The sequence below is a fragment of the Neobacillus sp. BF23-41 genome, from assembly GCF_041106275.1.
Map to the genome: position 1 here is coordinate 1 of NZ_JBGBPR010000069.1, position 4,557 is coordinate 4,557.

General features: G+C 35.1%; 5 protein-coding genes and 1 pseudogene. 5 read left to right on the top strand and 1 reads right to left on the bottom strand.

Annotated features, from left to right (window positions below):
• From AB7942_RS30050 to AB7942_RS30065, 4 genes are all read left to right on the top strand, one after another.
• Positions 1 to 239, top strand: a 239-nt coding sequence (locus AB7942_RS30050; protein ID WP_369449722.1) for a VOC family protein, incomplete at its 5' end; no start/stop codon positions are given.
• Between the two features lie 265 nt (positions 240 to 504).
• The gene (locus AB7942_RS30055; protein ID WP_369449726.1) at positions 505 to 1,698 is read left to right on the top strand and encodes an oxalate decarboxylase family bicupin; all 1,194 of its coding nucleotides are present in this window, start codon (positions 505 to 507) and stop codon (positions 1,696 to 1,698) included.
• Positions 1,699 to 1,743: 45 nt separating this feature from the next.
• A complete protein-coding gene (locus AB7942_RS30060) occupies positions 1,744 to 2,007 on the top strand; it encodes a hypothetical protein (RefSeq protein WP_369449723.1) in 264 nt (87 codons plus the stop codon).
• 297 nt (positions 2,008 to 2,304) lie between these two features.
• Positions 2,305 to 3,183 carry an AraC family transcriptional regulator gene (locus AB7942_RS30065; RefSeq protein WP_369449724.1) on the top strand — a complete coding sequence of 293 codons (879 nt, stop codon included), beginning with the start codon at positions 2,305 to 2,307 and terminating at the stop codon, positions 3,181 to 3,183.
• Between the two features lie 133 nt (positions 3,184 to 3,316).
• Here the strand turns inward: AB7942_RS30065 and AB7942_RS30070 are convergent.
• Positions 3,317 to 3,783 (bottom strand): annotated as a pseudogene (locus AB7942_RS30070) (tyrosine-type recombinase/integrase); the annotation flags it as partial.
• Between the two features lie 171 nt (positions 3,784 to 3,954).
• On the opposite strand from AB7942_RS30070, the gene AB7942_RS30075 reads away from it, so the two are divergent.
• Positions 3,955 to 4,422 carry a GNAT family N-acetyltransferase gene (locus tag AB7942_RS30075; RefSeq protein WP_369449725.1) on the top strand — a complete coding sequence of 156 codons (468 nt, stop codon included), beginning with the start codon at positions 3,955 to 3,957 and terminating at the stop codon, positions 4,420 to 4,422.
• The last annotated feature ends 135 nt before the right edge of the window (positions 4,423 to 4,557 follow it).

Consider the following 4,557-nt stretch of genomic DNA (forward strand, 5'->3'; position numbering starts at 1 on the left):
TATTTGGTCATTTGTTTATAGTACCTATGAATGGAACAGGGATTGTATTAGATAGCAAAATTTTTTCAGTTGAAAATATATTCAAAGTCCCACTATTTCATTTCAATACTAATAATATAGAAAATACTTACGAGTTTATGAGGGAAAAGAATGTAGAAATAACAACAGGAATAGAGCATAACCAATGGTTTAATTTTAAAGACCCTGATGGCAATCATTTGATGGTGTGTAAGTGTTAAAACCTTCTTAAGCTAACGGGTGCTATAGTTGAAGATGGGGTTGCTTTGGCAACCCTTTTTGTTGTTCAACTAACGAAGCAGGTTAGTTGAACAACAAAAATTTTAGAAGTGGTTTCTAATATTAATTTTAAACTAAGGGAGCATTTCTTCATTAAGGGATGTCCCTGTATTTTTTATCAATAGGCACAGTAACCATTTGAAGCCCAAGTCATATACTATGAAAAAGAATTTTCCCTTAATAATCCTATTAACGAGGAGCGTAATGATGGATAAACGATCTGTTAATCAAGTGGGTGGGAACGTGTCTCAACCTATCCGAAGTGATGGAGCTGGAGGGATTGACTCAGGCCCGCGTAATATTATGCGAGATATTCAAAATCCGAATATGCTCGTCCCACCTATTACAGATGCAGGATTAGTTCCTAACTTGAAATTCTCATTCTCAGACACTTCAATGACATTAAATCACGGGGGATGGTCACGGGAGATCACCGCCAGGGAACTTCCGATAGCGACTACTCTTGCTGGAGTAAATATGAGCTTAACGGCCGGCGGAGTACGTGAACTTCATTGGCATAAACAGGCAGAATGGTCTTATATGCTGTTGGGACGGGCACGTATAACCTCGGTTGACCAACAAGGACGAAATTTTATTGCCGACGTGGGACCTGGTGACCTTTGGTACTTCCCCCCAGGTATCCCACATTCGATTCAAGGGTTGGAACATTGCGAATTTCTGCTCGTCTTCGATGACGGAAACTTTTCCGATCTTTCCACCTTATCCATCTCCGACTGGTTTGCTCATACTCCAAAAGATGTTCTGTCGGCAAATTTTGGAGTACCAGAGAGTGCGTTTAACTCCATTCCTTCTGAACAGGTATATATCTATAAGGGGGAGGTACCAGGTTCACTGGAAAGTCAAGAAGTCCAGTCACCCTACGGAGAAGTCCCTTTAACCTTTAAGCACGAGCTGTTGAAACAAACACCAATCAAAACGCCTGGTGGTAGTGTAAGAATTGTGGATTCTTCGAACTTTCCAATTTCAAAAACAATCGCAGCAGCACTCGTTGAGATTGAACCGGGTGCAATGAGAGAACTTCATTGGCATTCCAATAACGACGAGTGGCAGTATTACCTTACCGGACAAGGGCGAATGACTGTATTTACTGGAAACGGTGCAGCACGTACATTTGATTATAGAGCTGGTGATGTCGGATATGTACCCTTTGCAACTGGACACTATATTCAAAACACCGGTACAGAAACATTATGGTTTTTAGAGATGTTCAAAAGCGACCGCTTTGAAGATGTGTCGCTTAACCAATGGATGGCACTGACTCCTAAAGAATTAGTTCAAAGCAACTTAAATGTTGGATCAGAATTGCTCGATTCTCTACGCAAGGAGAAATGGCCAGTTGTGAAATATCCCAGGTTTTCCTACTACCCTAAAAAAAGGTAAATAAGAGTAGATTTGTTTATCCATATAGTTGTGGAGGTGAATACTATGTACAAGACAATTTACGACCACTCAGCTGAGATAACACAAGCTGTTATAAAAGCAAGAGGGGAAGCAATTAATGGCGAAAAAGAATTGATAGAAACTTACCTAAGTGATGAAGCTGTTACCAACTTATATAAAAAAACATTTAGAGTTCTATCTGATCAAATAATATTCTATGAGGTTGTCGTGAGGAAGAATTATTTCCTCCAACCATCGAACTATTGTCAACCAGGGGTAGTTTATCGAAATTCCTTGGATGCTTTTTAAAATTAGTTGGAAAGTGTGAAAAAATTCTTTTAAAAAGTTTGTTCTTAAGAAGTCCTATGAGAATTATCTTGAAGGACCTTTATTTATTAAGTTTTTGTGAAACTTTGAACTTAAACTAACGGGTGCAAGAGTTTAAGAAAGGGATAGCTGCGGCTATCCTTTATTCTTATTGCACTAACGAAGCAGGATTGTAACTATAGTAATTATGGAAGACGCGTTCCGATAAATTCCGTATAAAAAATATCGAGTGAATCATAAATTTTAACGATATTATGTATTTGTAAAGGAGGGAAATGAATGTTACAAGAATTCAATAATTTAATGGATTACATCGAGACACATTTAACGGAAGAAATCTCTGGAAAAGATATATCGAAAACTGTAGGACTGTCTGATTATCATTTTAAAAGAATGTTTTCGTATATGGCTGGAATGTCATTGAATGAGTATATCAAAAATAGGAGATTATCGGTTGCGAATGTTGAATTAATTAACGGAGCAAAAGTGACAGATATTGCCTATAAATATGGCTATCAATCAATAGAAGGATTTTCAAGAGCCTTTCGTGAATGGAGTGGTTTTTTACCTTCAGAAGTAACTAAAAACAAAATTCAAAAATCATTTCCCAAATTTTCATTCTATATAGATATAAAAGGAGGAAAATCTATGGAATTCAAAATTGAGAAGAAAGAGAAATTTAATATAGTAGGTGTATCGAAAAGAGTGCCAATTCAATTCGAAGGTGAAAATAAAGCTATCTTAGAACTAGCCCAGTCCATTAGCGAACAACAAAGAAATGAAATGCATCAATTAGCTGATTTATATCCTCATCAAGTCTTGAATGTTTCTTTTGATTTTGACGATGGCTACCTGGAAGAAAAAGGATGTTTAACTCATATGATTGGTTTTGCAACTACAAAAGAAAATCCATTCGATAATTTAGAGCAAATTACTATTGAAGAAAGTTTATGGGCAATTTTCCCTAATCAAGGACCATTTCCTGCTACACTTCAAGAAACTACCGCAAAAATTTATTCTGAATGGTTGCCTTCTTCAGATTATGAACTAGTAGAACTACCTGGAATTTCTTTTACAAAGTACAATGGTACATCGGGAAATGTATATAGTGAAATTTGGATGGCAGTAAAGAAAAAAGTTAGCGATAAACTTGGATGATTATTATTTTTATTTCCGAAAACCACACATTAAAATAAAAAAGGTTGGGGTTTAATTTTGACCCCAACCTTTTTTGTGTGCTAATTATATCGTTATTTATGTTGCTAATACATATGTTATTTAACCTGTGTTCGGATCGGTTCGACCAATTAATTCTGCCTCTATCTAAGGAAACAATTTCTCCTATTCGGCATCCAGTGGAGAACATGAATTCAAACAGAGCCTTTTCCATTGGGGTGCAGCAGGCTTCCCGTAAATGCTCAATTTCCATTTCAGTTTGAAATTTAGGGATTCTTTTACCGGTTTTAGGTTATTTTATTTTAGCTGCTGGGTTTATGGGAATATACCCTTCTTCATGAAACCATCGAAATAATGATTTAATAAAACGAATTCGATGAGCCAAACTTGCAGGCTTAAGGCTTTCACTCGATTTTGCTAAATAAGCTTTTAATTGATCTGTATTGATCGTATCAAGTTTAACATCATTAAAAAAGGTATAAGTAAACAGGACTGTAGTTTATATGCTTTTAATGTTTGCCGCGAAAAGCCTTCAATACGTTTATCAGATTCATACGTTTCCCATGCTTGAGATAATAACAAGTTCATCTCTTTTCAAGAAATTCTTTTTTTAGGAATTATTGACCTGTTTTACGAAATTGAAACGGCAGTTCTTATTAAGTTAAAGGGCAGTTTTGTGGAAGAAGAAATTGGTGGTAAAATTTTAAATATATTAGAATATGCTTATCTTAATAAGGGGAGGCATAACAGAAAGTGAAGATTATAAAGTTTAAGGAAACTGATACAGAAGAGATTGTTTCTTTGTTTTATGAAACAGTTCATTCCGTAAATTCAAAAGATTATTCCCAAGCAGAATTAGATGCTTGGGCACCAAGAGATGAAAAAGAATCTAAAATGAAATCTTGGAAGGAATCATTGGGTCAAAATATAACATTTGTTGCTAAAGTTAATGACAAAGTTGTTGGTTTTAGCGATTTAACGCATAATGGGCACTTAGATAGACTGTATGTTCATAAAGATTATCAAGGACAAGGTATAGCCACAGCTTTAGTTGATATGCTTGAATCTGAGGCAAAGAAATTAAATATTTTAGAAATTGATACGGAAGCAAGTATTACAGCTAAGCCATTTTTTGAACACCGAGGCTACAAAATTGTTTGTTCACAAACTGTAGAACGTAAAGGTGTTAAATTGACTAATTTTAATATGATAAAAAAATAAAATAATAATTTTGTTATTAAGCTACTATGAAAATTCACTTCTACAAAAATGGAAAAAAACAATACTAAAGAAGACGCAGCTCATTCATTTTTAAAAAAAGAAGAGAGCGACAATTCATGATCTATTGTTAAAAAT

Bases quoted from the DNA above. Each gene is read 5' to 3' on its own strand.
- AB7942_RS30065 (WP_369449724.1), top strand. From the start codon at position 2,305: ATGTTACAAGAATTCAATAATTTAATGGATTACATCGAGACACATTTA.
- AB7942_RS30055 (WP_369449726.1), top strand. From the start codon at position 505: ATGGATAAACGATCTGTTAATCAAGTGGGTGGGAACGTGTCTCAACCT.
- AB7942_RS30060 (WP_369449723.1), top strand. From the start codon at position 1,744: ATGTACAAGACAATTTACGACCACTCAGCTGAGATAACACAAGCTGTT.